Origin of the sequence: Rhodococcus tukisamuensis NBRC 100609 (assembly GCF_001894985.1) — a bacterium.
In the GTDB taxonomy this organism is placed as follows: domain Bacteria; phylum Actinomycetota; class Actinomycetes; order Mycobacteriales; family Mycobacteriaceae; genus Rhodococcus_G; species Rhodococcus_G tukisamuensis.
This window is the reverse complement of the sequence record NZ_BCXG01000007.1, coordinates 109604-136435: the sequence shown is the minus strand read 5'-3', so window position 1 is coordinate 136435 and position 26832 is coordinate 109604. Positions and strand designations below refer to the sequence as shown.

At 68.4% G+C, this 26832-nt stretch carries 26 protein-coding genes; 15 read left to right on the top strand and 11 right to left on the bottom strand.

The features are described from left to right. Positions 1-49: 49 nt before the first annotated feature. The 7 genes from pafA to RT2_RS10390 all read left to right on the top strand — a co-directional run bounded on the left by pafA (position 50) and on the right by RT2_RS10390 (position 8484). On the top strand, positions 50-1408 hold the full coding sequence (gene pafA, locus RT2_RS10420) for a Pup--protein ligase (RefSeq protein WP_217635593.1): 1359 nt from the start codon (positions 50-52) through the stop codon (positions 1406-1408). Between the two features lie 26 nt (positions 1409-1434). Next, positions 1435-2445 (top strand): helix-turn-helix transcriptional regulator, encoded by a 1011-nt coding sequence (locus RT2_RS10415; RefSeq protein WP_092775996.1) that lies wholly within the window; start codon positions 1435-1437, stop codon positions 2443-2445. Then, positions 2442-3413, top strand: a complete 972-nt coding sequence (locus RT2_RS10410; RefSeq protein WP_072844715.1) for a helix-turn-helix transcriptional regulator — start codon at positions 2442-2444, stop codon at positions 3411-3413. The genes RT2_RS10415 and RT2_RS10410 overlap by 4 nt, the downstream gene beginning before the upstream one ends. Positions 3414-3487: 74 nt before the next feature. Next, positions 3488-3754, top strand: a complete 267-nt coding sequence (gene tatA, locus RT2_RS10405; protein WP_072844714.1) for a Sec-independent protein translocase subunit TatA — start codon at positions 3488-3490, stop codon at positions 3752-3754. A 70-nt stretch (positions 3755-3824) separates the two neighbouring features. Beyond that, complete coding sequence (gene tatC, locus RT2_RS10400; protein WP_072844713.1) at positions 3825-4766, top strand: twin-arginine translocase subunit TatC; 942 nt, start codon at positions 3825-3827, stop codon at positions 4764-4766. A gap of 51 nt (positions 4767-4817) precedes the next feature. Further along, positions 4818-7538 carry a DEAD/DEAH box helicase gene (locus RT2_RS10395; RefSeq protein ID WP_072844712.1) on the top strand — a complete coding sequence of 907 codons (2721 nt, stop codon included), beginning with the start codon at positions 4818-4820 and terminating at the stop codon, positions 7536-7538. Positions 7539-7659: 121 nt separating this feature from the next. Then, the gene (locus RT2_RS10390) at positions 7660-8484 is read left to right on the top strand and encodes a DUF4333 domain-containing protein (RefSeq protein WP_083577294.1); all 825 of its coding nucleotides are present in this window, start codon (positions 7660-7662) and stop codon (positions 8482-8484) included. Positions 8485-8502: 18 nt separating this feature from the next. On the opposite strand, the gene RT2_RS10385 is transcribed toward RT2_RS10390, so the two are convergent. Further along, a complete protein-coding gene (locus RT2_RS10385; RefSeq protein ID WP_072844815.1) occupies positions 8503-9456 on the bottom strand; it encodes a 5'-3' exonuclease in 954 nt (317 codons plus the stop codon). Positions 9457-9493: 37 nt separating this feature from the next. Between RT2_RS10385 and RT2_RS10380 the strand changes: the two genes are divergently transcribed. Then, positions 9494-10633 carry a M24 family metallopeptidase gene (locus tag RT2_RS10380; protein ID WP_072844814.1) on the top strand — a complete coding sequence of 380 codons (1140 nt, stop codon included), beginning with the start codon at positions 9494-9496 and terminating at the stop codon, positions 10631-10633. A 696-nt stretch (positions 10634-11329) separates the two neighbouring features. On the opposite strand, the gene RT2_RS10375 is transcribed toward RT2_RS10380, so the two are convergent. Both RT2_RS10375 and RT2_RS10370 read right to left on the bottom strand, forming a co-directional pair. Further along, positions 11330-11749, bottom strand: a complete 420-nt coding sequence (locus tag RT2_RS10375) for a hypothetical protein (protein ID WP_072844813.1) — start codon at positions 11747-11749, stop codon at positions 11330-11332. 900 nt (positions 11750-12649) lie between these two features. Next, entirely contained in the window at positions 12650-13291 is a 642-nt protein-coding gene (locus tag RT2_RS10370) for a TetR/AcrR family transcriptional regulator (RefSeq protein WP_092775998.1), read from the bottom strand. Between the two features lie 79 nt (positions 13292-13370). On the opposite strand from RT2_RS10370, the gene RT2_RS10365 reads away from it, so the two are divergent. Then, positions 13371-13709 carry a VOC family protein gene (locus RT2_RS10365; RefSeq protein ID WP_072844710.1) on the top strand — a complete coding sequence of 113 codons (339 nt, stop codon included), beginning with the start codon at positions 13371-13373 and terminating at the stop codon, positions 13707-13709. A gap of 118 nt (positions 13710-13827) precedes the next feature. On the opposite strand, the gene RT2_RS10360 is transcribed toward RT2_RS10365, so the two are convergent. The 4 genes from RT2_RS10360 to RT2_RS10350 form a co-directional block, all read right to left on the bottom strand. Then, positions 13828-14349, bottom strand: coding sequence for a GNAT family N-acetyltransferase (locus tag RT2_RS10360; RefSeq protein WP_169888284.1), 522 nt, complete (start codon positions 14347-14349; stop codon positions 13828-13830). Positions 14350-14519: 170 nt separating this feature from the next. Then, positions 14520-14681 (bottom strand): hypothetical protein, encoded by a 162-nt coding sequence (locus RT2_RS25840; RefSeq protein WP_169888281.1) that lies wholly within the window; start codon positions 14679-14681, stop codon positions 14520-14522. 21 nt (positions 14682-14702) lie between these two features. Further along, on the bottom strand, positions 14703-15026 hold the full coding sequence (locus RT2_RS10355) for a hypothetical protein (protein ID WP_072844708.1): 324 nt from the start codon (positions 15024-15026) through the stop codon (positions 14703-14705). 220 nt (positions 15027-15246) lie between these two features. Then, positions 15247-15660, bottom strand: a complete 414-nt coding sequence (locus tag RT2_RS10350) for a hypothetical protein (RefSeq protein WP_139191178.1) — start codon at positions 15658-15660, stop codon at positions 15247-15249. A 98-nt stretch (positions 15661-15758) separates the two neighbouring features. Here RT2_RS10350 and RT2_RS10345 point away from each other — a divergent pair, with 98 nt between their 5' ends. Continuing rightward, positions 15759-16160, top strand: a complete 402-nt coding sequence (locus tag RT2_RS10345) for a hypothetical protein (protein ID WP_072844706.1) — start codon at positions 15759-15761, stop codon at positions 16158-16160. A gap of 149 nt (positions 16161-16309) precedes the next feature. On the opposite strand, the gene RT2_RS10340 is transcribed toward RT2_RS10345, so the two are convergent. Beyond that, on the bottom strand, positions 16310-16630 hold the full coding sequence (locus tag RT2_RS10340; RefSeq protein WP_245709261.1) for a hypothetical protein: 321 nt from the start codon (positions 16628-16630) through the stop codon (positions 16310-16312). A gap of 169 nt (positions 16631-16799) precedes the next feature. On the opposite strand from RT2_RS10340, the gene RT2_RS10335 reads away from it, so the two are divergent. The 5 genes from RT2_RS10335 to RT2_RS10315 all read left to right on the top strand — a co-directional run bounded on the left by RT2_RS10335 (position 16800) and on the right by RT2_RS10315 (position 24007). After that, positions 16800-17756 carry a R2-like ligand-binding oxidase gene (locus RT2_RS10335; RefSeq protein WP_072844705.1) on the top strand — a complete coding sequence of 319 codons (957 nt, stop codon included), beginning with the start codon at positions 16800-16802 and terminating at the stop codon, positions 17754-17756. Positions 17757-17852: 96 nt separating this feature from the next. Then, entirely contained in the window at positions 17853-18815 is a 963-nt protein-coding gene (locus RT2_RS10330) for an ATP-binding cassette domain-containing protein (RefSeq protein WP_072844704.1), read from the top strand. Then, positions 18812-19603 carry an ABC transporter permease gene (locus RT2_RS10325; protein ID WP_072844703.1) on the top strand — a complete coding sequence of 264 codons (792 nt, stop codon included), beginning with the start codon at positions 18812-18814 and terminating at the stop codon, positions 19601-19603. The genes RT2_RS10330 and RT2_RS10325 overlap by 4 nt, the downstream gene beginning before the upstream one ends. A 216-nt stretch (positions 19604-19819) precedes the next feature. Next, positions 19820-20707, top strand: a complete 888-nt coding sequence (locus RT2_RS10320) for a universal stress protein (RefSeq protein WP_072844702.1) — start codon at positions 19820-19822, stop codon at positions 20705-20707. Between the two features lie 87 nt (positions 20708-20794). Continuing rightward, on the top strand, positions 20795-24007 hold the full coding sequence (locus RT2_RS10315; protein WP_092776000.1) for a beta-phosphoglucomutase family hydrolase: 3213 nt from the start codon (positions 20795-20797) through the stop codon (positions 24005-24007). 51 nt (positions 24008-24058) lie between these two features. On the opposite strand, the gene RT2_RS10310 is transcribed toward RT2_RS10315, so the two are convergent. From RT2_RS10310 to RT2_RS25835, 3 genes are read right to left on the bottom strand one after another with little or no spacing between them, the layout of a single operon-like run. Continuing rightward, positions 24059-25528 carry a bifunctional aminoglycoside phosphotransferase/ATP-binding protein gene (locus RT2_RS10310; RefSeq protein WP_072844701.1) on the bottom strand — a complete coding sequence of 490 codons (1470 nt, stop codon included), beginning with the start codon at positions 25526-25528 and terminating at the stop codon, positions 24059-24061. A 45-nt stretch (positions 25529-25573) separates the two neighbouring features. Beyond that, the gene (locus tag RT2_RS10305) at positions 25574-26404 is read right to left on the bottom strand and encodes a universal stress protein (RefSeq protein WP_072844700.1); all 831 of its coding nucleotides are present in this window, start codon (positions 26402-26404) and stop codon (positions 25574-25576) included. 31 nt (positions 26405-26435) lie between these two features. After that, the gene (locus RT2_RS25835; RefSeq protein WP_245709262.1) at positions 26436-26696 is read right to left on the bottom strand and encodes an SHOCT domain-containing protein; all 261 of its coding nucleotides are present in this window, start codon (positions 26694-26696) and stop codon (positions 26436-26438) included. Between the last annotated feature and the right edge of the window lie 136 nt (positions 26697-26832).

Below are 26832 nucleotides of genomic sequence, written 5' to 3'. Positions count from 1 at the left end.
GTACGCGTGGAACAGGTCAACGAGGCTGTGCGCGTTGTACTCTCGAAGTGTGCAGCGACGAATTATGGGCATAGAGACCGAGTTCGGTGTGACCTGCACCTTCCACGGCCACAGGAGGCTGAGCCCCGACGAGGTGGCCCGCTACCTGTTCCGCCGGGTGGTGTCCTGGGGTCGCAGTTCCAACGTGTTCCTCCGCAACGGCGCCCGGCTCTACCTCGACGTCGGATCGCACCCCGAGTACGCGACCGCCGAGTGCGACAACCTGGGGCAGCTGGTCACCCACGACCGTGCCGGTGAGCGTGTGCTCGAGGACCTGCTCGTCGACGCGGAGGAGCGCCTCGCCGAGGAGGGCATCGGCGGCGACATCTACCTGTTCAAGAACAACACGGACTCCGCGGGCAACTCGTACGGCTGCCACGAGAACTTCCTGGTGGTCCGGGCGGGGGAGTTCTCCCGGATCTCGGACGTGCTGCTGCCGTTCCTGGTGACCCGGCAGCTGATCTGCGGCGCGGGCAAGGTGCTGCAGACCCCGAAGTCCGCCACCTTCTGCCTCTCGCAGCGTGCGGAACACATCTGGGAAGGGGTCTCCTCGGCGACCACCCGGTCCCGGCCGATCATCAACACCCGGGACGAGCCGCACGCCGACGCCGAGAAGTACCGGCGCCTGCACGTCATCGTCGGCGACTCGAACATGTCCGAGACCACCACCATGCTCAAGGTCGGCTCGGCGGCGCTGGTGCTGGAGATGATCGAGGCCGGCGTCACTTTCCGCGACTTCGCCCTCGACAACCCGATCCGCGCCATCCGTGAGGTCAGCCACGACTTGACCGGCAGCCGCCCGGTTCGGCTCGCCGGCGGCAGGCAGGCCAGCGCCCTCGACATCCAGCGGGAGTACCACTCGCGGGCGGTCGAGCACCTGCGCACCCGCGAACCCGACCCGCACGTGGAGCAGGTGGTGGACCTGTGGGGCCGGGCGCTCGACGCCGTGGAGGCGCAGGACTTCGCGAAGGTCGACACCGAGATCGACTGGGTGATCAAGCGCAAGCTCTTCCAGCGGTACCAGGACAAGTACGGCATGGAACTGTCGGACCCGAAGATCGCCCAGCTCGACCTCGCCTACCACGACATCAAGCGGGGGCGCGGCGTCTTCGACCTGCTCCAGCGCAAGGGTCTGGCCAAGCGGGTCACCGAGGACGAGCAGATCGACGAAGCCGTCAACACCCCGCCGCAGACCACCCGGGCCAAGCTGCGCGGCGAGTTCATCTCCGCGGCCCAGGACGCGGGCCGGGACTTCACCGTCGACTGGGTGCACCTCAAGCTCAACGACCAGGCTCAGCGGACCGTGCTGTGCAAGGACCCGTTCCGGTCGGTCGACGAGCGCGTCGAGCGCCTGATCGCCTCCATGTGAGCGTGGTGTGGCTAGGCTGCTGACCCGTGGCGATCAGCAAAGTCGAGCGGTTGATGAATCTGGTCATCTGCCTGCTCGCGACCCGGCAGTTCCTGACGGCCGAGAAGATCCGGCACCTCGTCGCCGGGTACGACGAGGAATCCAACTACGACGCCTTCAGTCGGATGTTCGAGCGGGACAAGAACGAGCTGCGTGACCTGGGCGTGCCGCTCGAGACGGGCCAGGCCTCCCGCTTCGGCACCGTCGAGGGCTACCGGATCAACCGCGACGCCTACGAACTGCCCGACATCGACCTCACCAGCGAGGAAGCCGCCGCGGTCGCGATTGCGGTGCAGCTGTGGGAGTCGCCGGAGCTGACCTCCGCCGCACAGGGCGCGCTGATGAAGTTGCGCGCCGCGGGCGTGGTCGTGGACCAGGACCCGGCCGCGCCCGTGGTGACCGCGCTGCCGGCCCGCACCCGCGGCTCCGAACCGGCGTTGGAGAAGCTGCTGGCCGCGGTGGACGCCGGACGCGCCGTCCGCTTCGAGCACCGCCCGGCGCGCAACGAGCCTTACCGGACCCGGACCGTCGAGCCCTGGGGTGTGGTCACCCACGACGGCCGCTGGTACCTCGTCGGGCACGACGTCGACCGCGACGCCACCCGCACGTTCCGGCTCTCCCGGATCGGCGACGACGTCGTCGCGTTCGGCCCCGAGAACGCCGTGCACAAACCGGCCGGCGTCGACCTGCGGGCGATGGTCGACCGGATCGTCGGCACCGGGGGCGTCGCGGGCACCGCGACGGTGGTGGTCCGCGACGGCCGCGCCCAGGAACTGCGGCGGCTGGGCCGGGCGGTGTCGACGCGGACCGTCGGCGACTGGGATGGGACGGTGCTCGAGGTGCCGGTCCGGTCCTGGGACTGGGTGGCCCGGCTGATCGCCGGATACGGGGAGGACGCGCTGGTGCTGGCACCGCCGGACCTGCGTGGGGACGTGATGGACAAGCTGCGGGCGGCCGCAGGGGTGGGGGAGAACCCGGGTATGGAGACTGCTCGATGAGTCAGCTGTCGCGACGGCTGTCCCGGCTGCTGAACATGGTCCCGTACTTCGCGGCGAACCCGGGGATCAGCGCGGCCGAAGCCGCCGCGGAGCTCGGGGTGACCACCACCCAGCTGATGAGCGACCTGAACCAGCTGTGGATGTGCGGGCTGCCCGGTTACGGCCCCGGCGACCTGATCGACCTGTCATTCTCCGAGGAGAGCATCCAGGTCACCTTCTCCGCCGGCATCGACCGTCCGTTGCGCCTGACGTCCACGGAGGCGACGGCGTTGCTGGTGGCGCTGCGCTCGCTGGTGGAGATGCCCGGCACCGCGGACCCGACGGCCGTGCAGGGCGCGATCGCCAAGATCGAGTCCGCGGCGGGCACAGCCGCGGGTGGTACCCACGCCGCGCCGCCCGTCGAGCCGGAGGACCCGATCGCCGCGACGGTCCGCGCCGCGGTCGGCCGGGGCCGGGCCCTGGACCTGACCTACTTCTCCGCCTCTCGCGACGCGGTGACCCGACGGGTGGTGGACCCGGTCCGGATCGTGCTGATGGACAACCACAGCTACCTGCAGGCATGGTGCCGTCAGGCCGAGGGCGTCCGGATGTTCCGGTTCGACCGGATCGACGCGGCGACCGAGCTGGACGAACCGGCGCGGCCCCCGCAGGAGGCGCTCGACGATTCGCACGTGACGGACCTGTTCCACGACGACGACACCCTGCCGCAGGCCCGGCTCGCCGTCGCCGCGGACCACGCCTGGGTGATGGACTACTACCCGATGACCGACGTGCGGGTGGCCGCCGACGGGTCGATCGAGGCCTCGATGCGGTACGGGTCGCTGGAGTGGATGGCCCGGTTGATGGCCGGCTTCGGGCTCGGGGTTCGGGTACTGGGCCCCGAGGAGCTCTCGGTCGCGGTACGGTCCCGTGCGAGCGCCGCGTTGGCGGCCTATTCTCAGTCCGCTGACGGATCCACTTCCGGATAAATCGGTCACTCACGACCGGGAACGCGGGCCATCGGTCCGGTAGCATCGAACCAACTAAGTCTCTGGAGGTAGAAATGGGCGGATTGCAGCCCACGCACTGGATCATCGTCGCAGTGGTGCTCGTCATCCTGTTCGGCTCGAAGAAGCTGCCCGACGCCGCTCGCGGCCTCGGACGGTCGCTGCGGATCTTCAAGAGCGAGGTCAAGGAGATGCAGAACGACGGCACTCCCGCGGCCGCCGCGCCTGCGGCCCCGGCCGTGACCCCGCAGTTGCCCGCCGTCACCCCGGTGACGGCCGAGGCGGCGCCGGTCACCCCGCAGACCGAACCTCGTACGTCCTAGTCCCGTACCCGACCTGGCCCGGGATGCTGCTGTGTCCCGGGCCGACGGCTGACCAGAACTAGGGTCCACAGTGCGAATCCCCTTCGACCCGCGCCAGAGCAAGCGCAGGGTCAATCCCGACGGCACCATGTCGCTGGTCGAACACCTCTACGAGTTGCGTACCAGGCTGCTGCTGGCGCTCCTTGCGGTGCTGGTGACGACGGCTTTCGGCTTCTTCTGGTACGGACACCAGATCCTCGGACTCGAGAGCCTGGGCGACCTGCTGCGCGGCCCGTACTGCTCGCTGCCGGAGTCCAGTCGCGCCGAGATCAGCCCCGACGGCAGTTGCCGCCTGCTGGCCACCGGGCCGTTCGACCAGTTCATGCTGCGGTTCAAGGTCGCGCTGGCCGCGGGCATCGTGCTGGCCTGCCCGGTGTGGCTCTACCAGCTGTGGGGTTTCATCACCCCCGGTCTGCACGACAAGGAACGCCACAACGCGATCGGCTTCGTGACCGCCGGCGCGGCCCTGTTCGTGACCGGCGCGGTGCTGGCCTACGTGGTCGTCGCGCAGGCGTTGAGCTTCCTGCTCACCATCGGCGACACCGTCCAGGTGACCGCGCTCAGCGGCAACGAGTACTTCGGGTTCATCATCAACCTGCTGATCATCTTCGGCGTCAGCTTCGAGATCCCGCTGATCATCGTGGCGCTGAACTTCGTCGGGGTGCTCCCGTACGAGAAGCTCAAGGCCTGGCGTCGGGGGCTGATCTTCGCGCTGTTCGTCTTCGCGGCGTTCGCCACTCCCGGCTCGGACCCGTTCTCGATGCTGGCGCTGGCGCTGGCGCTCACCGTCCTCTTCGAGTTCGCGGTACAGATCGCCCGCGTCCACGACAAGCGCAAGGCACGCCGGCAGGCCGCCGAGGGCTGGGGCGAGCTCGACGACGAGGAGGCCTCGCCGCTGGGCGAGACCGCGCCGATCGACAAGGCGGACGCGGTCAGCGCGCCGTCGTCCGGCGACTTCTCCGACACCCTGTGACGGCGCACATGTCGGTCGCAGTCCGCGACCGACATGTGACAGCCTGACGGGGTGGAACTAGAGGTCTTCGCGGCGCAGCTGAAATTTTCCCTTGATCGCTTCCAGTCCGAGGCGTGCCGTGCCCTGGAGGCCGGTCACGGGGTGCTGGTGTGCGCACCGACCGGCGCGGGCAAGACCGTGGTCGGCGAGTTCGCCGTGCACCTCGCGTTGGCCTCCGGGCGCAAGTGCTTCTACACCACCCCGATCAAGGCGCTGAGCAACCAGAAGTACGCCGAACTGGTGGAGCGCTACGGCAAGGCGTCGGTGGGCCTGCTCACCGGTGATTCGAGCATCAACCCGCAGGCGCCGGTGGTGGTGATGACCACCGAGGTGCTGCGCAACATGCTGTACGCGGACTCCGACCTGCTGCGTGGGCTCTCGCACGTGGTGATGGACGAGGTGCACTACCTGGCGGACCGGTTCCGCGGCGCCGTGTGGGAAGAGGTGATCCTGCACCTGTCCGAGGACGTGCGCCTGGTGAGCCTGTCGGCGACCGTAAGCAACGCCGAGGAGTTCGGGTCGTGGATGGCGACCGTGCGCGGCGACACCGAGGTGATCGTCGACGAGGTGCGGCCGGTCCCGCTCTGGCAGCACATCATGGTCGGCCGGCGCATGTTCGACCTGTTCGACAACGACGCGCAGGCCCAGGACCCCGCCGCCCGCCTGGTGGTGGACCGCGAACTGGTGCGGCACCTCAAGCAGCGGGAGGCGGCGGCCCGGCTCGAGTCGTGGGAGCCGCGGGGCCGGGTGCGTGGCGGTCGCGGTGGCAACACCAACTACCGCCCGCCGGCCCGGCCGGAGGTGATCGCCCGGCTCGACGAGGACGGCCTGCTGCCCGCCATCACCTTCATCTTCAGTCGCGCCGGCTGTGACGCCGCGGTCGCGCAGTGCCTGCGCTCCCGGCTGAAGCTGACCACCGAGGAGCAGGCCGCCGAGATCGCCGAGATCATCGACCGTCACACCGGCGCGCTGCCGAAGGCAGACCTCGCGGTGCTCGGCTACTGGGAGTGGCGCGAGGGCATCGAACGCGGCATCGCCGGGCACCACGCCGGCATGCTGCCCGCGTTCCGGCACGCCGTCGAGGAACTGTTCGTCAAGGGGCTGGTGCGGGCGGTGTTCGCCACCGAGACGCTGGCGCTGGGGATCAACATGCCGGCCCGCACAGTGGTGCTCGAGCGGCTGGTCAAGTACAACGGCGAGACGCACGCGGAGCTGACGCCCGGCGAGTACACCCAGCTCACCGGCCGGGCGGGCCGCCGCGGCATCGACATCGAGGGGCATGCGGTGGTGCTCTGGCAGCCGGGGATCGAGGCCACCGAGGTGGCCGGCCTGGCCTCCACCCGGACGTTCCCGCTGCGCAGCTCGTTCCGGCCGGCGTACAACATGTCGATCAACCTGATCGACCGGATGGGCGCACGGGAGTCCCGCTCGCTGCTGGAGCGGTCGTTCGCGCAGTACCAGGCCGACCGTTCGGTCGTCGGACTGGTCCGCACCGTCGAACGCAACGACGCGGCGCTGGCCCAGCTCGCCGACCAACTTGGCGGCGTCGACGGCGAGTTCTTCGAGTACGCGCAGCTGCGCGAGCGGGTGCGCGCCCGCGAGCGTCAGCTCGAGCGTCAGGGCCGCACAGATCGCAGGCAGGACGCGGTCGAGTCGCTGACCGCGCTGCGCCGCGGCGACGTCATCGCCATCCCGGTCGGACGACGCTCCGGACTCGCCGTCGTGCTCGAGGTCGACTCCGACGCGACCGACCCCCGGCCGTTGGTGCTCACCGAGGACAAGTGGGCCGGCCGGGTCTCCGCGGCCGAGTTCCCGATGCCCGCGAAAGCGCTCGGCACCATGCGGCTGCCGAAGTTCGTCGACCACCACACCGCCCGCAGCCGCCGCGACCTCGCCGCCGCGCTGCGCAGCACCGGCATCGTCGCGCCGGGCCGGTACGGCAAGCGGCGTTCGCCCGCGTCGAGCGACCGGGAGCTGGCGACGCTGCGGCGGGCCCTGCGCTCGCACCCGTGTCACAGCTCGCCGGATCGTGAGCAGCTGAACCGGATCGGCGAGCGGTACAACAAGCTCGCCCGCGAGACCGAGACGCTGCGGCAGAAGGTCGCCGCGACCACCAACTCGCTGGCGCGCACCTTCGACCGGATTCTCGGCCTGCTCGGCGAGCGGGACTACATCGAACAGGGCGAACTGGGCGCCGCCGGCGCAACCGGTCACGGCATCACCGAGAACGGGCGGCGGCTGGCTCGTATCTACTCGGAGAGCGACCTGCTGGTGGCCGAGTGCCTGCGCCACGGCGCCTGGAAGGGGCTCGGTCCGGCCGAACTCGCCGCGGTGGTTTCGAGCATGGTCTACGAGTCGCGTCAGGACGGGGACGTCGGCGACCGCGGACCCACCGGCCCGATCCGGCATGCGCTCGGCGAGACTGTGCAGTTGTGGTCCGCGCTGCGGGCCGACGAGGTCCGGCACCGGCTGCCGCTGACCCGGGAGCCCGACCTGGGGTTCGTCACCGCCGTCTACAAGTGGGCACGCGGCGAACCGCTCGTCGACGCACTGCTGGCGGCCGGGGACCGTGGCCAGGCCCTGTCGGCGGGCGACTTCGTGCGGTGGTGCCGGCAGGTGATCGACCTGCTCGACCAGGTGCACTCGACCGCGCCCGACCCCGAGGTGCGGTCCGCGGCATCGAAGGCGGTCGGCGCGATCCGCAGGGGTGTCGTCGCCGTCGACGCGGCCTGAGCGTGCCGGATGTGATTGGATTCGGGCGCTGTCGAAACATCGGGCCGCCGAGGGGTTGTCGCGCCCGACGCGTTGCGGCGGGGGAGCAGGGACGACGGGCGAGCACCCGAGTGGAGGCACGATGAACGATCAGTTCGACGTCGGCAGCACCGACGGACAGGCCGCGCAGGACCGGCAGTGGGCGCAGCGCCCCGACGCACCACAGCCTCAGCCGGCGGACGCGGCGCCCGTGCCCACACCGGCCCCGCCGCAGTGGGGCCAGCAGGCCTGGGGCGGGCAGGTGCCGCCTCAGGGCCCGCAGTCCCAGCCGGTTCAGCCGTTTCCCGGGCAGCCGTTCCCGGGCCAGCCGTTCCCCGGGCAGCAGCAGTTTCCGCCCGCGCCGTACCCGGGTCAGCAGTTCCCGCCTGCGGGATTTCCGGGTGGCCAGTACCCGCAGCCCGGGCCGTTCCCGACCGGACAGGTTCCGCAACCCCAGTACTCACCGCCCCAGTACGCGGCGCCCCAGTACGCCGACGCGCAGTTTCCGCAGCAGCCGTACCCGGGACAACCGCTGCCGGGCCAGTACTTCCCGCCCGGTCAGTACCCAGGTCAGCCCCCGTACCCGACGGCGCCGCCCGAGCACGGCCCGGCCAAGTCCACGGTGTCGAAGTGGGTGGGCATCGGCATCGTCGCCCTCCTGCTCGCCGGCGGTGTCGTCGCCGCGGTGCTCGGCACCCGGGGCACCACCCTGGACCGGGCGGCGGCGGAGCAGGGCGTCGCCCAGGTGCTGGCGGACTCGTACGGTGCCACCGACGTGGCCGACGTCGCCTGCCCCTCCGGGCAGAAGGTCGTCAAGGACGCCACCTTCACCTGCACCCTCACCGTGAAGGGGAACCCGCAGCAGGTCACCGTCACCTTCACCGACGACGAGGGCACCTACGAGGTGGGGCGGCCGACCACGCCGTGACCGGCCCCGGGTCGACGGTCACGCTTGACGCGGGGCCGCCATCGCCTTGACCAGTCGGCCGACGGACGTCTCGATCGCGAGGTCGGCGGCCAGTTCGGCCAGCCGGTCCGGATCCACCGGCGCGGCCGGCAGCAGGTCCGGCCGCGACAGTGTCACGTCAGCGTCGGTGAGCACCTGCACCACCGGCAGCGCCGCGTCAAGGTAGTCCGCCGCGGCCGTCAGTTTCGCCCGAATTCCCTTGGCCAGACCGGACTCCGGGTCCGCCACCGCGTCCCGAAGGGCTGCCACGGAGCCGTACTCGAGCAGTAGCGCGGACGCGGTCTTCTCGCCGACACCCTTGACACCGGGCAGTCCGTCGGACGGGTCGCCGCGCAGCAGGGCCAGTTCCGCGTAGCCGGGGCCGGGACGCTCGGCCGGGACCCCGTACTTCTCGGCGACCTCGGCGGGGCCGAACAGTTCGGCCTTGGCCAGCCCGCGGCCCACGTAGAGCACTCGCACCGGCACCGGCTCGTCGGCGACCACCTGCAGCAGGTCCCGGTCGCCGCTCACCACGACCACGGTGTCCTCGCGTTCGCGGGCGGCGAGCGTGCCGAGGACGTCGTCGGCCTCGCACCCCGGTGCGCCCGCGGTGGCGATCCCCGCCGCCGCCAGCACGTCGAGGATCATCGGGACCTGCGGGGTCAGGGTGTCCGGCACCTCCTCGACGTCCGGGCCCTGCTCGTGTTCGGCGGCCACGCGGTGAGCCTTGTACGACGGCACCGCGTCCACCCGGAACTGCGGGCGCCAGTCCAGGTCCAGGCAGACCGCGAGCCGGGACGGCTGGTGCCGGGTGACCAGCGAGGCGACCATGTCGGTGAACCCGCGCACCGCGTTGACCGGCCGGCCGTCCTTCGCCGTGAACGATTCGGGCAGTGCGTAATACGCGCGGAACCACAGGCTTGCGCCGTCGAGGAGAAGCAGGGGGCCAGTCATGCCGCTCATCCTGCCAAACATCGCTAGCCTCAGTGTCATGAGTGCACAGAGCTCCTCGACCGGACGTTTCCCGACCGCCGTCTACGGCGAGCGCCTGCGGCGCGCCGCCGAACTCACCGCGGCCGCCGGGCTCGACGCGCTGCTCATCACCCCGGGTCCGGACCTGCGGTACCTGCTGGGCTCGCGGGCCGACTCGTTCGAGCGGCTCACCTGCCTGGTGGTGCCGGCCGACGGGAGTGCCGCGTCGGTGGTGGTCCCGCGCCTGGAGCTCGCCGCGCTCGGCGACTCGGCGACCGCGGAACTGGGCCTGTCGGTGCGGGACTGGGTGGACGGCGTGGACCCGTACGCGCTGGTCGGGTCGCTGCTGCCGACGCCGAGCCGCACGGCGGTCGCGGAGGCGATGCCGGCCCTGCACGTGATTCCGCTGACCGCGGCCCTCGGCGCACCGCCGGTGCTGGCCACCGGTGTGCTGCGCGAGCTGCGAATGCTCAAGGACGAGGCCGAGATCGAGGCACTGCGCCGAGCGGGCGCGGCGATCGACCGGGTGCACGCGCGGATGGGGCAGTGGCTGCGGGCCGGTCGCACCGAGGCCGAGGTGGCCGCGGACATCGCCGTCGCGATCGTCGAGGAGGGCCACACCGGCGCCGAGTTCATCATCGTCGGGTCCGGTCCGCACGGCGCCGACCCGCACCACGAGGTGTCGGACCGGGTGATCGAGTCCGGTGACATCGTGGTGATCGACATCGGCGGCCCGGTGGAGCCGGGCTACAACTCCGACTCCACCCGCACCTACAGCCTGGGCGAGCCCAGCCCGGAGATCGCGGAACAGTTCGCCGTGCTCGAGCGGGCCCAGCGCGCCGCGGTCGACGCGGTCCGGCCGGGGGTCACCGCGGAGTCGGTCGACGCGGCCGCCCGCGACGTGCTCGCCGCCGCCGGGCTCGCGGAGGTCTTCGTGCACCGCACCGGCCACGGCATCGGCCTGTCGGTGCACGAGGAGCCGTACATCGTGGCGGGCAACAGGATCGAGCTCGCCGAGGGCATGGCGTTCAGCATCGAGCCGGGCATCTACTTCCGCGGCCGGTGGGGCGCGCGGATCGAGGACATCGTGGTGGTGACGGCCGACGGCTGCGAGTCGATGAACCTGCGGCCGCACGGTCTGACGGTCCTCGGCGGGTAGCACGGTCCGACACCTGCCGCGATCCTTGACAGCGCTCGTCGTCGGGGGCACCTTGTCGCCCCGAGTGGATCGGACCCCTTGCCCCTTTTCACCTGTGTGTACAGGATTGCTTATAGAGAAAAGCGGGGAGAAGATGGCGACCATCATGGATCTCGACCCCGAGCAGCAGCAGCTCTACCGCAGGCTGGCACAAGACACGCGAGAAGGTGGCCCGGATCAACTACCTGGCGGCACCTGCGACAGCTCTACGAGTCGGGGCTGACGCAGACCGACCTTGCTCGGATCGCGGATGTGAGCCAGCCGACCATCAGCGACCTCCTCGAGCGAGCACGCGTCGACGCCCCCGACGTCCGACCCGGCACGCACGGAGGCACCGCGTACGAGATCGCCGCCCGGTACACCGCGGGGGAGATCGACCGCGCGACGCTGCGGCGCGAGTTGATCGAGTGGACCTACGAGAAGCCAGGCGATCCGAGCCCCTTCCCGTACGCCAACGACGCACCGCCGATCACCGAGGGCGGTTTCAACAACCAGGTCGGGCGAGCCCTCGGCGAGGGACTCCTCGACGACGAGGACTACGACGCCGTGTCGACGGCCTGGCCGACTGACCCGTGGCGTCTCCTGAGCAGATCCAGTCTCGCCGTGAACTGGCTGGCGGGAGACCCGCGCGCCCTCCCCGGGCAGCGGGGCCGTCGCCTACGGAACGTAGACGGTTACGACGCCCGGTGTGTACGGGCCGGCGTCCGAAGTGGCGGCGACGACGACCTGCCCGGTCCCGGTCGACAGGACCGCTGCCGGGTATCCGTCCACTCCGGCCGACATCCGGGCGGAGCCCGAGGCTCCGCTCGACAGGTTCAGCCAGTGCACTTCGCCCGGGAGTACGCACTTCCACCAGCCTTCCTTCGGTCCGGTGATCGTCACCGTCCCGGGCTGTTCGCCGACCACGGCCACGCAGCGGATCGAGGGAACGTCGAGGCTGCCGTACGGGTTTCCGAACGGCGCCGGGTTGATCTGGAACGGAACGGTGACCGCGGCGGAGGCGACGGCCGCCGGCGCCAGAACCGAACCGGCCACGACGGCCGCGCAGGCGACCGATCGGCGAACGAAGTCGAGCATGGCGACCTCCAAGAACAGTCGGGGCCCGGCACTTTTTCAGTAGTTGCAGTACCCGCCCAGCTCGCACGGAACGTTGCGCATGAGCCAGATTCGAGCGGGTTCGGGTAGGAACCACAGCGTCCACCAAATGGGTGCGAAGTCCATTTCAATTACCTCCTTACAGGGGCAGTGTCCGCCGAGGTGGCATCCGAGGATCGACCACAGCGCGATCCGCCATCCTTAGGGAGCAGTCGGTAATTCAGGTGCCATGGAACTGCGAATTCGTCTCCGGCGTCACCACAACCTCCGGGGTGGGTGAAGTCCCGACCGATCGAGCCTATCGGCAGGGTCAATGGGCGACCTTCGGGGAACCTACAAGTGGAAGCAGCTCACCAAGGTGATGCGGTTGAGCGTGCACTGATCTGCCGGCCATTGGGGGCGGCACCGTCCGGTGTGTTCTTGAGCTGGTGGAATAGCCGGTCCGTGTCGAAAGCCTCGGTTTGGGTGGCGGGCGCTGTCGTCTTCGAAGGGGGCGAACCAGCAGTCCTGTTCGACGACCGTCCTACAGGACTGCCTCGACCCGCGCGGCGTCAGCGGGCGCAATTCTGGTTGAACTGACACCGCCATCTGACGGCGCGAGAACACCGCCATTTATAGCCGTGAGTCACACCCACAGTGTGCTCACGCGCGAGAGTGTCTCAGAACTCATCGAAAGGACGAGTTTCCGGACAACCGATTGAGACGGGTTTTTGGGACAAGTCCGCGCCCAGCTCGCGCCTCCTCAGCCGCCCAGTCCGATTCGTGCCCGGGAAACGGCCGATTGATGGACGCCCCGGATCGCGGCCGGCATCGGTTGTCACTCGCGGCGATATGTGGCGGGGTTCTCGCGTCGTCAGGTGGCGTCAAGCAAGCCCGCCGCAGTCACCGGCGGGTTGTCTCATCTGTTGCGAGGAGTTCTCGGATGCTGGCATAGATGTGACGCCGGAAGATTGCTTCTGGTTCGCGCCAGTCAAGATGATGGTTGACCTCGAGGGCGACAATGCCGTGGAACGCTCCCCACCAGGCGAGAAAGTCATCGAGGAGATCGTCGTCGGCCAGCAGCTGACTGATCGTGCATCCTCGGGCCTCGGCGTATTGGGCGGCGATTGGTTGCAGCACGTCCGTTTGTGCGGACACGGTGGACCCACCTGGTGGTGCGGCATACCCGTCGATCTGGTCGAAGAAGATGAGATTGAACTGTCGGCGATGTTCGATCGCCCAGGACCGGTAGGCAAGTGGCCCGGCGGCGAGGCGCTGTTCGAGAGCCAAACCTGCCGATGCACCGAATGCAGCAGCGATGTGGGCTTCGAGTGATTTGTAGCTCTGCACGATCAACTCGGTAAACAGCTCGGCGAGACTGGGAAAGTAGGTGTAGAGCGCGGGCGCACTGACCCCCACCTCGCGCGCGATCCCGCGAAGGGTTACCGCAGTCGGCCCACCTTCCTCGAGTCGCCGGCGCGCTTCGGCGACAATGTCCTGCTTGAGTTCTCGACGCTGCCGATCACGCCTGGGTTCCTTCGTCATCCTGCACAGGATACACTTAACGCCGTTAAGCAACCGAACATCGATCAGGAACCAGGTTGTTGTGAATCAGACTGTTGGAATGACGCTCGATTGCGTCGACGTGAAGACCGCGGCGATCTTCTGGAAAGCCGCTCTTGGCTACGACGAACCCGTCCCGTACGCAGACGGTGCGCAGTTCCATGGGCTTGTTTCGCCGGGCGGAGGTTTGCATCACCTCACGCTGCAAAGCGTGAAGGAGCCGAAAGATGTCAAGAACCGGGCTCACCTGGACCTCTTCGTCGATGACCTCGACTCAGAGGTCTCGCGACTAGCTGGCCTCGGTGCGCGAACACTGGAAGAGCACAACGACGACGGCGGGTATCGCACAGCGGTACTGGCTGATCCCCTGGGAAATGAGTTCTGTGTCGTCCAACGCTGAGTAGCAGCCTCTCACCGCGGCCCGCCGGCCTGAGCGCCCGGCGGCGCGGCGGAAATCGTGACCGCTCAGAGGTCAGAGCTGTCCGGTACGTCGATCGCTGAGCCGGAGGATTCTCTGGTCAGAGTAGAGATATACCCATGGCGATCCGAGGCCACTGGTCAAGTCCGGCAGCCGCTTCCCCTCGCCGTTCAGTCACAAGGCCATGCGTCAGGTCCTCGTCGTCGAGTGCCTTCCAGTCGAGTTGCTCGTAGAAGGGACCGTTGAAGGGGACATCGCGGTAGGTCGTGAGGGTCATGCGAGTGAATCCCTGATGGAGAGCGCATTGTTCGGCGGCGCGCACGAGCCGGCGTCCGATTCCCTGGTGACCCCAGTCGGGTGCAACGGTCACCTGTTCAACGTGTAGCGCGCCGTCGAGCGGGCACGTGCGCACGAATCCGACAAGGCCACCCTCGCAGGAGACTGCGACGATGAGGTGTCCACTTGTCCTGGCAGCTTCGAACTCTGGTAATACGGGCGTAGGGCCGTCGGCGACCAGATCCATTCCCAGTTCTCGAAAGAGGGCGCCCGCCGCGATCTGCATCGCAGGAAGGTCTGCGAGGTCGTCGTCAGGCATGGCTTGCCGAATGATCACGTCGGTCACAGTCCGAGTATCCGGTCCCGCCTTCCCGACCGCCACATAGCGCCGTGAGTCACACTCCTCGACCTCACCATCCAGATTCTCGTCCGGAAAACGGTCTTTTGATGGACGCCTCGGATGGCGGCCTGTATCGGTTGCGGCAGTTCGGGATTCGTTGGGAGAAGAGGCTGAAGTCAGCGTTGCGGCTTGATGAGGAGTACACCTGTCACCCCGACCATCACGAACAACACTGCGATAGCCCCCGCCCATTGGCCGACGGCCAAGGCTCCGAACAGGATGGAGCCGATAGTTCCCACGGTGCCGATGATGAGCAGCAGTACCCCGACCAAGGTCATCGGCTGATTCTTTCCGCCCGGCTATGCAGCAGGGTCGCCAGGTGGCCGGTGCTGCGACTTGAACTTGTCGGATGTGAGCCTGGTCCGATCGGGCCGCGTCACCTTCATCGGATCGCCCGTCTCCGGGTCAATTGGCACAAAGTCGCCGTAGATGCCTGAACCGTGCCCGGCCAGGAACGCACGGTTCTCCCGATCGGCCTTCTGTTCGGCGAGCAGCCGCTCGTTCCGGTCGCGGATCCTTCGGGCCTTCCTTCGCTTGTCCCATTCGTCGAAGACCCGAACGTAGATCACCAACGCAGCGACCAAGCCGATGAGGACGAGGACGACGGTCCAAAACGGGTGCATGCTGGAGCTCCGAGCGACGATGGGGTCGAGACGGCTGATTGTGGCACGGTAGCGATCCCATCTGGTTCGATTCTTGGGCAGGGGCTCTCGCCGGCGCCGCTGGCGCACGGCGCGAGCCGAAGCGTGGCGCGGGGTGTCGCGGAATCGACCGATTGATGGACTGTCGAAAGTTGCGAACGGAGACACCCGCAGTTTGCAGCGTCCACGCACCTGGAGCCTTCTACTGCCGACCAACCGCCGGCAAGTGCGCTCGACCACCATCGAGATCGACCCATCCGCCGTCTCCAACGGTTACGTCGACTCGACCGTGCTGCTTGTTGGCAATCTCCTCGAGAGTGTGGCTCTTCGCGGGCGAGAGGAGTTCGTCCATGACCCCCAACATGCCGCCGCCCGCATCCCCACGTTTGCCCTTGCGCCAGTACACCCACCCTTTTCGCTCGGCCCACAGTCCTACCTGGTCCAGGCCGACCAGCACCGTGATTGCGATCGCACCGAAAAGGAAGGTTTCCATCAAATGATTCTCCTTGGATGTACGTGCCCTGGCTATCAGTTCGGGCATCCTCCAGTCGGCCAGCCCGATTCGTGTCCGGGAAACGAAGGATTTCAGGACGGGCGACCCGACCAGATGATTCATGATCGGGGCGACCCGTCGCGGACGTAGGCTGACAGCAACCTTCGGCCGGCACCGGTGCTCACGACCGGGAGCTGACCACCAGGCAGGGAGGTCCGTCGATGAGACAACGTCACCGTCTACGCCGAGCATCCATCGTCGCCGGAGCTGGATTAGCGCTGCTCGCCGCGGCACAGCCGGCCGCCGCCGCGCCGACCGACACCGTCTTCCCTATCCCCGTGGTGTGGATCGGGCACACCACGACCAACCTCCCCACCGGCGACATCGACTACGTGACGGCCAGCACCGACCCGGCAATGCCGGGCATCACCCGATTCACCGGGACCCTCTACACGGTCCACTGGCGCAATCTCTCGACCGGCACAGCCGGCACCGTGCGCGGCGAATGGCCGAGCGTCGAGGTCCACACCGGGTCCGGACCGGTGGTCGCCACCGTCACGCCGGGCGCCGTGGGCTATGCACTGACACTCCTGCCCGGCGCCGGCGCCTGGACGGTCCCCTGACCGAGAAGCTAGTGATCACCAGCAGTCCCGCCCTCGGATGCGACTTCGGCGGGCGCTGCCCGTAACCAACCCCGATTGGGGCCGCCCGCAGCACCCTCGTCGTTGGCGCCACCTGACGACGTGAGAACTCCGCCATCTATCGCCGCGAGTCACAACGGAGCGACCCACACGTAGCTCGAGACCGCCAGGGACCGGTGGGGGAGCGTCGAGATCACAACCATGTTGACCCCGGCGCCGGCGGGAACGTCGATCCGGGTCTGCCCGCGGTCGACCGGCACCCGCAGGGTGTGCGTGAACGGTGCGATGCCATTGATCCAGTCGGCCTGGACCGTGGTCCCGCAGGCGGGGCTCGTGCCGAAGCTGCCGCGGGGAGTGAGGATGACCGCGAGGTTCCCCGGCCGCGCGGGATCGGTCTCGAAGTAGACGTGGATCGGCCCGTTGCACGGACCGAGGTTGTCGATCGGAATCATGGTGGTGACGGCCGACTGCGGGGAGTCGATGAACCTGCGGCCGCACGGTCTGACGGTCCTCGACGCGTGAGGCCGCCGGGTCCTTGACAAGACCCGGAGGCTTGTCAAGCATGGGTGTGACCCAGGACACTTGACCGGGTGTCCGCCACACCTTCCGGGAAGCGCGGCCATGACTACTTCACCAGTGCTCAGGCAGGGATTCGGATCGATCCGCGCGGGCGGCCTGAACTGGGAGTCGTTCCCGCTGCGGCTCTTCGACAAGGGCAACGCACACTTCTGGGATCCGCGGTCCGTCGACTTCAGCCGGGACGCGCAGGACTGGGCGGGGCTGACCAGCGAGCAGCAGCGTAGCGCCACCTACCTGTGCACCCAGTTCATCGCCGGCGAGGAGGCCGTCACCGAGGACATCCAGCCGTTCATGCGGGCGATGTCCACGGAGGGCCGGCTCGGCGACGAGATGTACCTGACCCAGTTCTGCTTCGAAGAAGCCAAGCACCTCTCCATCTTCCGGCACTGGATGGACGCGGTGGGGCTGGACGGGGACCTGCACCCGTTCGTCGCGGAGAACCCCTTCTACCGCGAGCTGTTCTACGAGGAGCTGCCCGGCTCGTTGCGACTGCTCGAGACGGACCCGAGCCCGGCGAACCAGGTGCGCGCCAGCGTCACCTACAACCACGTGATCGAGGGCAGCCTCGCGCTGACCGGCTACTACGCCTGGCAGAAGGTCTGCACCGAGTGGGACATCCTGCCGGGCATGCAGGAGCTGATCCGGCTGATCGGCAACGACGAGCGCAGGCACATGGCGTGGGGGACGTTCACCTGCCGTCGGCACGTGGCGGCCGACGACGCCAACTGGGGCGTCGTGCAGCATCGGATGGGCGAGCTGATGCCGTTGGCGCTGGGGATGATCAACTGGGTCAACGAGCAGTTCGAGGTACAGCCGTTCGGCCTCGACCCCGCGGAGTTCGTCACCTATGCCGCGGACCGCGCCCAGCGCCGTCTCGGGGCCATCGAGTCGGCCCGCGGCCGGCCCGTCGCCGAGATCGACGTCGACTACTCGCCCGAGGTGCTCGAGGATCAGTTCGGCAAGGAGGACGACGCCGCGTTCGCGGACGTGGCGAAGTAGCCCGCAGCGGCCGGCGGAATCCCCGTCCGGTGGCGGCACGTCGCCGACGGGGTCACACTGGCGTTCACGTTCGGTGGCCGGGAGGGGTGACGCCGCATGGCGGATGCTGTCGAGGTCCAGGACCTCGTACTGCGATACGGGAAGACGCTCGCTCTCGACGGGATCAGTTTCACCGTCCCCGAGGGAACGGTCCTCGGGGTGCTCGGCCCGAACGGAGCCGGAAAGACCACCGCCGTCCGGATACTGGCCACCCTCCTGCGGGCCGACTCGGGGCGGGCGTCGGTGTTCGGACTGGACGTGGCGAGCCAGGCCGACGAGGTGCGGGCATCGATCGGGCTGACCGGCCAGTTCGCTGCGGTCGACGAGTACCTGACGGGGTTCGAGAACCTCGAGATGGTGGGACGGCTGTTCGGGGTGGACAAGGCCGAGGCGAGACGACGCGCGGACGAGCTCCTCGCCCGGTTCGACCTCACCGACGCCCGCGACCGCACCGTCAAGCAGTACTCGGGCGGCATGCGCCGACGCCTCGACATCGCCGCCAGTCTCATCGGGCGTCCCCGCGTGCTGTTCCTCGACGAACCTACGACGGGCCTGGACCCGCGCAGCCGGATCGGGATGTGGGACTTCATCTCCGACCTCGTCCGGGACGGGACGACGATCCTGTTGACGACCCAGTACCTCGAGGAGGCCGACCGGTTGGCCGACTCGATCATCGTGCTGGACAAGGGCTCGATCATCGCCGCCGGCACCTCGGACCAGCTCAAGGGCCGAGTCGGAGGGGAGCGCCTGGAGTTCGTGCTGGAGGACTTCACCCAGGCGCCGCGGGCCTGCGAGCTGCTGGCGTCGCTGGGGATCGAGCCGCCGACCACCGACGCGCAGGCCCGCCGGATCAGCATCCCGGTCTCGGGCGGCGTCGACGACCTCGCGCAGGCCCTGAGCCGACTCAAGGAAGCGGACCTGGCGGTGTTCGACGTCGGTCTGCGCAGGCCGAACCTCGACGACGTGTTCCTCAGCCTCACCGGGCACGTGGTGGAGGAGCAGGCGGGTGAGCCGTCGTGAGGATCTTCCGGGACTCCGTCATCGTCGCCAAGCGCAACCTGATCAAGGTCAAACGGGTCCCGGACCTGCTGGTGTTCTCGACCCTGTCGCCGATCATGTTCGTCCTGCTCTTCGCCTACGTCTTCGGCAGCGCGATCGCGGTGCCCGGCGTCAGCTACAAAGAGTTCCTGATGGCCGGAATCTTCGTCCAGACGGTCATCTTCGGCGCGACGATCACCGGCGTGAGCCTCGCCGAGGACCTGCAGAAGGGGGTGATGGACAGGTTCAGGTCGCTGCCGATGGCGCGCTCGGCGGTGGTGATCGGCCGGACCGCCGCCGACGTGGGCACGAACGTGCTCACGGTGGTCATCATGTCGATCACCGGGCTGATCGTGGGCTGGCGGATCCACTCGTCTTTCCTCGAGGCGGTCGCCGGGTACGCGCTGTTGCTGCTGTTCGCCTACGCGATGTCGTGGGTGATGGCGCTGGTGGGTCTCTCGGTCAAGACGCCGGAGGTGGTCAACAACGCGTCGTTCATCGTCATCTTCCCGCTCACCTTCATCGCGAACACCTTCGTCCCCACCGACAATTTCCCCACCGTGCTCCGCACCCTGGCCGAGTGGAACCCCGTGTCCTCGGTGACGCAGGCGGCCCGGGAGTTGTTCGGCAACACCAGTCCCGCCGTGCCGGCCCCCGACGCCTGGCCGTTGCAGCATGCGGCGCTGTACTCGTTGGCGTGGATCATCCTGCTGCTGCTGATCTTCGTACCGCTCTCGGTGCGCAAGTACGAGCGGACGCTGACCTCGTGACGGGCCGGTGGTCCACATCGTGACCGGGCTGGGCGGCCTGCCGAACGGCGACAGCCGACACCGATGCGCGGGTCGGACGAATTCGGTGACGAGTGCCGACTTCTTGGGGACGTTCGCCCCTGTTCGGCGACCGTCTGCCCGGGAAAGGTCGAACTGCGAAGGATCGCGCGGCGCCCGAGGCCGTAGCACCCGCCTGACGAACCCGAGGAGAGCGACATGTTGACAAACCCGCCGATCGTGGTCGGCGTCGATGGTTCCCAGTCCTCGAACGACGCCGTGTGGTGGGCGGCAGAGAGCGCGGTACGCAGGGATGCGCCGTTGCTGCTGGTCGCCACGGTGTTCGTCGCCGGCACGTACGGGGTTCCGATCGGGATGCCACCGACCTACTTCGACGACCAGGAGATGGAAGGAAAGCTCCGGCTCGCACGCGCCGCCGACCTCGCACGCGAAGCGGCGTCGGGACGGCCTCTGACGATCGAGTCCGAGCTGTTGTCGGGCCAGCCGAGCCTGGTGCTGATCGACCGCTCCCGGGACGCGCGGATGCTGGTGGTCGGGTCGCGTGGCCTCGGGGAGTTCACCGGAGGGCTACTGGGATCGGTCAGCACCGCGGTCGCCGCCCACGCGCGTTGTCCGGTCGCCGTCATCCGCGCACTGGAGGATCCGGAGGGCGCGGTGGGCGGACCCGTCGTGGTCGGTGTGGACGGCACGAAGAACAGCGAACCGGCGGTCGTGGAAGCCTTCACCGAGGCGTCGCTGCGCGGCGTCGAACTGATTGCGGTACACGCGTGGTCGGACGTCAACGTCACGAACCTCCTCGGCAGCGACCGGGCCTTCGACTGGACCTCCGTTCGTACTCGCGAGGAGGCCGCATTGTCGGAAAGCCTGGCGGGCTTCGGCGAGCGCTTCCCGGAAGTTGCCCTCCGCAGGGTCGTGGTTCAGGACCGCGGGGTGCAGGCACTGGTCGAGTTCTCGGCGTCCGCGCAGTTGGTGGTCGTGGGGAGCCGGGGCCGTGGGGGGTTCACCAGCCTGCTGCTCGGCTCCACCAGCAGGGCGTTGTTGCATGCGGTCACCTGCCCGTTGCTGATCGTGCACGCGCGGCCCTGAATCTTGGAGCCCACACTGTTCGACGACAGGGTGGGAAGATGGGGAGAGGCCAGGTCGGGTGTGGGGTCGCGGATGCGGAGGGGTCGCATGGCCCTCGTAGGCAGTCAGCGCGCAACGACGATCATCCGTGGCCGCGAGTTCTCAGCCGTGCTGTTCGACCTTGACGGGGTCGTCACGGACACTGCGTCCCTGCACGCCGCGGCGTGGAAACGGATGTTCGACGACTACCTCAGTGGTCTCGGCGGCGATCAGTCGCCGTTCACCCTCGACGACTACCGCCGCTACGTCGACGGCCGCGAGCGCACGGACGGCGTCGCCACGTTCCTGCGGTCACGGGGAGTCGACCTTCCCCGCGGAGGCGCCTCGGACCCACCGTCCGAGGCGAGCCTCAACGGACTGGGGACTCGCAAGGACCTGCTGTTCCAGCACCTGCTGGTCACCGAGGAGGTGCCGGTCTTTGCCGGAACCGTCAACGTACTGCGACTGCTCCGCGCGGGTGGTGTCCTCACCGCCGTGGTCAGCGCAAGCCGCAACGCCCGGCAGGTGCTCGACGCGGTCGGACTGACCGCAGAGTTCGACATCCGCGTCGACGGCGTGGACGCGAACCGGTTGGGGTTGCCGGGCAAGCCCGCCCCGGCGATGTTCCTCGAGGCGGCCAGACGGCTCGGCGTGGAACCGCGTCACGCTGTCGTGGTCGAGGATTCGTCGGCGGGGGTGCGAGCGGCACGATCCGGCGGGTTCGGATTCGTGATCGGGATCGACCGTGATCGCCGCAACTCCGCACTGGACGAGAACGGCGCCGACGTCGTGGTGGACGATCTGGAGGTCCTGGACCTCGGGATCTCGGATCCCGTCCGGCAGGCCGGCGTCCCCGACCCGGACTGCCGGGTCTGCGCGGTGGCGGCGCCCTCGCCGTGGCTGTTGACCTACGGAGGAGCGGATCCGGCGACGGAGGGGACACGGGAGGCACTGCTCACCCTCGGGAACGGGTACCTCGGCACTCGTGGTGCCCTGCCGGAGGCACACTCAGACGGAACGCACTACCCCGGGGTGTACCTCGCGGGCTGCTACAACCGGGTGTCGTCGGTCGTGGACGGGGCGCTGCGAGAAGACGAGAGCATGGTGAACCTGCCGAACTGGCTGGACTTCACGTTCCGGGCGGAGGAGGGTCCCTGGTTGCGCCCGGGCAGTCACGAATTGCTGCACCACCACATGACGTTGGATCTTCGCCGTGGGGTGCTGATCAGGGAGAGCGTGGTCCGCGACGGAGACGGTCGCCGCACCCGGATCCGGCAACGCCGGGTCGTGTCGATGAACTCGCCGCATCTCGCTGGGCTCGAAACAGTACTCGTCGCCGAGAACTGGTCCGGGCGGATGACCGTCCGGAGCGGACTCGACGGCGGGGTCCGCAACTCGAATGTCGCGGAGTTCGATGGTCTGGAGGGCCGACATCTCACGGCACCGGCGACCGGGACGGTAGGGGGAGGAGAGATCTGGCTCAGGGTCGAGACGAATCAGTCGCGGGTGCGGGTGGCGCAGGCGGCGAGGACCTCGATCCGGCTTGCCGACGGTGGCGAGATCGAGGTGGACCGGACGACAGTCACGGAAGCTGAGGCCGTTCGTCACGAACTCACCTTCGCGGTCGCCGTGTCGGCCCAGGTCCTGATCGAGAAGATCGTGGCGACCTACACCTCGCGTGACCATGCGATCTCGGAACCGGTGCTCGCGGCCCGACAAGCTGCAGCGGATGCCCCGGAGTTCGCCCAGTTGCTGGCCGCGAGCGAAGCGACATGGCACAACCTCTGGCGCCGTTGCGAAGTCGTCTTCGACGCCGACACCGAGCTACGACTCGCCGCGAACGTCCAGACATTTCACGTGCTGCAGACGCTGTCACCGCACACTGCGGACCTTGATGTCGGGGTGCCCGCGCGAGGTCTGCACGGCGAGGCCTACCGAGGGCACGTCTTCTGGGACGATATCTTCGTCCTGCCCTTCCTGACACTTCGTCTACCCGAGTTGGCCAGAGCCTTGCTGGAGTACCGCTTTCGGCGGCTGGGCCAGGCAAGGCGCAGGGCGCAGACCTTCGGACGACGAGGGGCTGCCTTCCCGTGGCAGAGCGGGAGCGACGGCCGAGACGAGACTCCTCCCGCATTCTTCAATCGACATTCCGGTCGCTGGATGCCGGACAACTCCGCCCGACAGTTCCACGTCAATCTCGCTGTTGCATACAATGTCTGGCACTACTGGGAGGTCACTGCGGACTTCGGTTTTCTCGCTACCTTCGGCGCCGAACTGCTGGTCGAGAACGCCCGATTCTGGTCGAGTCTGGCCACCTACGACGCGGACGCGGACCGGTACGACCTGTGCGGCGTGATGGGGCCCGACGAGTTCCACGACGGCTATCCCGACCTCCCCGGGCGTGGAATCGACAACAACACCTACGTCAATGTCATGACCGCGTGGTCGCTGGCACGGGTGCTCGACACCAGTCGAATACTTGGCGAGGACCTCGGGCTGTGGCCGAAGCTGGGCGTCACGGCCGCCGAGCGGGGCGAATGGGAGCATCTGAGCCGGCGTCTGCGGCTGGAGTTCCTCGACAACGGAATCCTCAGCCAGTTCAGGGGATACGGCGATCTCGACGAACTGGACCTTGACGACTACCGGGCACGGTACGGGAGCATCGGCAGGCTCGACCTGCTCCTGGAAGCCGAGGGCGACTCGTGCAACAGGTACAAGGTCTCGAAACAGGCCGACGTGCTGATGCTGCTCTACCTCTTCACCGCCGAGGAGCTCACCGGTCTCGTCACCCGCCTCGGGTACGAGTTCGACCCGGCATCCATCCCCGACATCGTCGAGTACTACCTGGCGCGGACCTCACACGGGTCCACCCTGAGCAGGGTCAGTCACGCGTGGGTCCTGGCCCGCGGCAACCGCAGGGAGTCGTGGCAGATGTTGCGTGAGTCGCTCGACTCCGACCTGGGAGACAGCGCGCACGATACGACCCGCGAGGGAATCCACCTCGGCGCGATGGCCGGCAGTGTCGACATTCTCCAACGGTGCTACTCAGGTCTCGACGTACGCGGCGACACCTTGTGGCTGCATCCCCAACTGCCTGCCGAGTTGAGCGCACTGGAGTTCGACATCAGGTATCGCGACCACTGGCTGCACGTGCGATGCGACCACACCACCGTGACCGTCTCGACAAGCCCCAGTGCCGCGGCACCCGTGCGGGTGAACATCCACGACGAGACGTACTTGCTCACCGCCGGGGCGTCGGTCACAGTCTTGGCCCGGTGCTGAGCGCGCGTGACTCACCTGCTCGGCGAAGCGTGCGCGGCGGTCTGCCAACGGTCAACACTCGAACGGCGCACCGGCCCAGATCCGTCGCGCCGCTGCGGTCGAGTCGGCGAGGGGGCGAGCGGTGTCGATGCGGGCGGACTCGCCCCAGAGGTCACTGACCGCGGCCATCCGGTCCGCTGTCTCGACCGTGGCGTCCGACCACCCCGGGGTCCGTGTCCGAATCCGTGTGGCCGCCACCGTCCGAGGGCAGTGGCACTCGAGGGGCACCACGGTGGCGCTCACGCGTTCGGCGACCACCCGCGCCCGCTCGCGCTCACGCAAGTCGGTCCACGAGGCGTCGAGGACGACCGAGTGTCCGAGCCGGAGGTGATCCTCCGCGTACCTGCGCAGCGTGGAGTACACCAGCGCGGTCGATGCAGGGGAGTACAGCCCCGATCCGAACACTCCCACCTCTCCGGACAACTCGCCGGTGTCCCGCAGTTGTCGGCGCACCTCGTCGCTCGAGATTCGCACCGCACCCACCGCCTCGGCGAGTGCCTCCGACAGGGTCGACTTCCCGGTTCCCGGTAGGCCTCCGACCAACGCAAGGCGCACCGCGCCCTCGCCGAGATGCCCGAGCGCGAGTGCGAAGTGCCGGGTGGCGTCCCGATCGGCGTCCGCGAGGCGCTGGGCACTTCGGACACAGTCGACCTTGGCCCGGACGAGCGCGCGATATGCGACGTAGTGGTGCGCCAGAGATGCCGGGGCCTCGTCGCCGGCAAGCTCTCGGTACTGCGCGAGCGTCGCGTCCGCGAGGTCGTGTCGGCCGAGGAACTCCAGGTCCATGGCGAGGAAGGCGGTGTCGTCGATGCGATCGACGAACCGAAGCCGATCGTCGAAGTCCAGGCAGTCCAGGATCCTCGGCCCGTCCGGCAGACAGAAGATGTCGTCCGCCATCAGATCCCCGTGGCCGTCGACAATGTTCCCGTCCGACACTCGACGCTCGAAGAGTGCCGCCCGCCCGTCGAGGTAGCGACGGGCCATCGACGAGATCTTCTCGAGGTCCTGGTGCGAGACGACATCACCGGGGAGCGAACCGATCTCGTCGATGTTGTCCTGCCATCGCCGACCGACCGCCTCGACGGATCCTTCCCGGTCGACGTCGGCGCCCCTGCGCGCCGTGGCGTGAAAGCGGGCGATCTGCTCGACCACCGGCAGAAGATCGGCGTCGGCGAAGTCGCCGGCGGCCGCCAGTGCGGACAGCCTGAACGCATCCGGGAGGCGGCGCATGAGCAGGACCGGTTCCCTCGGACCGGAATTCGACGTTACGAGGTGCACAACGCCGAGGTAGATGTCGGGCGCGAGGCGGGTGTTGAGTTCCAGTTCTCTCCTGCAGGCCAACTCACGGAGTTCGTGGGTGCTGAAGTCGAGAAAGGCGGTGCGGACCGGCTTCTTCCCCTTGTAAGCACGGTTGCCCACCAGGACCACGACACCGGTGTGTGTCTCCCGGATCTGTGCGTCGAGTTCACCGCTGTCGCTCACGGGAATCCTCGCATTCTTGTGGTGGGGTGCGATTCGCGGCGGAGCTCAGATGTGCTCCCGATAGACGAGAACCGAACAACGGGCGTGGTAGATCAGGGATTGACTGGTGGAGCCGAGCACAGTGCCTGCGACTGCACCGCGGCCCCGGCTGCCGACCACGAGAAGTTGACCGTGCCTGCTCAAGGTCGACAGTTCCTCGGCGGCGCTTCCCTGCCGAACGAGCGTGTCGACGTGGACGCCTGGAATCGCCGTCTGCCACCGTTCGGCTCGGCCGCGAATCTCCTCCTCGAAGTTGTCCGCGACGCCGAGCTCCCGATCCCCGTGTGGATCCCGCCGGATCGAGTACTCGGCCCGCACCGCGAGCACGTGAGTGCCCCTGATCCGCGCCTCGTGGATCGACGCCCCGACGAGCGCGTCGTCGAGATGGGTGCCGTTCACCCCGACGATCACGGGTGCGCTCCGTGGCCGCACGCGGTGGTCCTCCCGGACCAGCGCCACCGGACAGCTCGCTCCCACTGCCAGGGCGGCCGCGGTGGAGCCGAGCAGCATGCGGGGCAAGAACCCGACGCCGACCGAGCCGACGACCACCATGGTGGCGGAGTGGGATTGGGACAGCAGCGACGAGTGCGGACGCCCGAGCGTGACGGTGGTCTCCACCTCGACGGCCTCGATCGTCCGCGCCGCGGCCGCCGCGACTGTCAGTGCCTGCTGTGCCGCCCGAAGCTCGGCGTCGGCGTCGGCGACGACGTGGACCAGCCGGAGCTCGACCTGCCGCGCCGCCGCTTCCGTCGCTGCCCACTTCGCTGCCAGAATCGCGCAGCGGGATCCGTCGATTCCGACGACGACAGGTCCAGTGGTGCACGGGTCGTAGGTCACTGTGCTCCGATCACGCCGTGCCGAGGCGTCGTCACGGCTGCCGCCCCTGCAATGCGGCTGAGCGCGCCCGAAACTCCTCCTCGTCGATCTCTCCCCGGGCGAACCGTTCGGCGAGCAACTGCTGGGCGGAATGGTGGGGCGGCGGTGGGCCGGCCGGCTGGTGTCCCCGGCCCAGAAACCAGACCACCGCCACGATTCCCCCGACCAGCAGTACGACGAACACCAGCACACCCATGGCCATGTACGCGTACATCCAGCCGCTCGGGTTGTGACCGTTCCAGTACATGTCCATGACTTCCGACTGCCTCTCCCTGGGGGCTCCGCCTTGCGGGGTGCCGCCTTCCGACAACTGTCCGCCCGGCGCGAGTGTGTGTACAGGGTCGTTGTGCCCTGAATCGGGGGCGGGAGTTGTCAGTGGTTGTACGCCT